Source organism: Methylobacterium sp. WL64 (assembly GCF_008039945.1).
In the GTDB taxonomy this organism is placed as follows: domain Bacteria; phylum Pseudomonadota; class Alphaproteobacteria; order Rhizobiales; family Beijerinckiaceae; genus Methylobacterium.
Genome location: NZ_VRVA01000268.1, coordinates 1 through 1,842 on the forward strand (window position 1 = coordinate 1; position 1,842 = coordinate 1,842).

Annotated in this window: 1 protein-coding gene; it reads left to right on the forward strand. The window is 63.4% G+C overall.

Going from position 1 to position 1,842, the window contains the following annotated elements:
* The coding region (locus tag FV242_RS35105; protein WP_187278682.1) for a hypothetical protein at positions 1–1,108 on the forward strand (1,108 nt) is incomplete at its 5' end.
* Positions 1,109–1,842: the final 734 nt, after the last annotated feature.

Here is a 1,842-nt window from a genome sequence, read left to right on the forward strand (position 1 = left end):
TATCCGGACGCTGCAGCCGCAGCACCAGTTCGATCAACTCCTCGCGGCTCAGCCGCTCAAGATCGGTACGAACCATCCCACGAGGGAATCAGCGAAACCCAACCCGCGCAAGGGGGTGGGTAATTACCTTCACGAGAACGTCGGTCACGTCGAGCCCTGCGCCTCGTTCGACGGCGTCGTGGCGGACTTCCGCGACCTCTCGCAGGAGAGGCACGCGCGCAAGGAGGACTGCTGGCTTTGGAGCCCAGCGTACTTCGTGCCGATCACGCGCAACGATAACCCGCAGGGCAAGCGCTGCGGCTACGTCAACATGGCCTACGCGCGCCACATCATCCTCGACAACGATGGTGGCGACCTCTCACCCGAGCAGTTCGCGGCGCTGTTCCCCGGCTTGAGGATGATGATCTACTCGACGTGGTCCTCGACCGCGACGCTGCCGAAGTGGCGCGTGATCATCGAGACCGACCATGTTCTCGACATCGAAGGCTACGCCCTTATCACCGCCAGGATCATCGCCCTGCTCAACGATCAGGGCTACTTCCACGCCGACGAGATCGGGAAGGACCCGGCTGTGTCGCGCCGCAAGGACTTCATGGGCGCTCACGGTTTCGATCGTTCGAAGCTCAACCCGGTCGCACGGCTGTTTGTCCCGAGCCTGGGTGCCTATCCCGCGGACGCCTTCTTCCACGATTTCGCCGGGGGGCAGCGCGCAGCGCTGCCGGTGTTCGATTGGATCGAGATGTGCCCAGTTCCCGAGCGACCGGCCATCCTGCCCGTGCGGTCTCCCACAGCACCGACTGCCTCGAACCCGAAGGCGGATCCGCGCCTTCAACGGCTTCAAGCGGCGCTGTTCGCGCAGCAGACCATCAAGTTCGTGCGGAAGAAGGAGTTCAGGATCGAGGCTGCGCTCGACTGGTGGACGCTGGAAGGTGATCGGGCGGGACAGCGCGACCGTAACTTCTGCCGCCTCGCCGGGCGTCTTCGCCGAGCCGGGTGCGACCAATCGGAGTTCGAAGTTCATCTCACGGCCGCTGCTGTTGCAGCCCGGCGTTCGTCTGCCGCACTCAAGGGCAAGATCCCGCGCCTCTGGAAGATGGTTACACGTTGATGGTCATCACTGTCAGTCAGGCGCGCTGGATCGTCCGCTCGACGAGATCGCGCAATGCCCGGATCTCTTCGTCGTCCAGGACACACTGATCGACTAGTGTCTGGGTAGACGAACATACGCGAGTTCGCCCGCACCGACTGGTCTCGAACCCGTTGAAGACACAGGCGAGATCGGCACGTTATCGAGTGGATCGAAGAGCACCGGGCGTGGTGGAAGATCGCCACTAGAAGAAGGTTGTGATCCCGCTTGCGTGCTCGACACCGGGCTCGTGCGCCGATGAAGATCTCCACCAGCGGGAAGATCGCGTGCCTGATCTGACGGAGGCCCGGCGACTCCAGTTCGGACTTCTCTTCGAAACGGCCGCGTCTGCGGGCGCCGATATGGGTTAGTCGATCCCGTCGCGGGACCCGACGTAGTAGATCATCACGAAGACGCCGCCCGGCGTGTCGGTCGTCTCCGGCGCCGCCGAATTCGCCACCCAAGGGGAATACGGGTCGCGAGTTCACGGACGACGGCGGCTTCCTGGGGATCGAGTTCGTGGGTCTCGATGACTGCCAGGACCCCGGCCTCGTTCCCCCCACAACAGGCCCCGGTCGTAGAAGACGTGGTCCTCATGGAGGGGCAAGGTGATTTTCTTGATCACCCGCTCGTAGGCGTCCCAGTGCATCCGGTTCTCCAGGTTCCGCGGATGGCAACCAGAGGTGATCGGCTGGGGCGATCTCATAAGTTAGGGC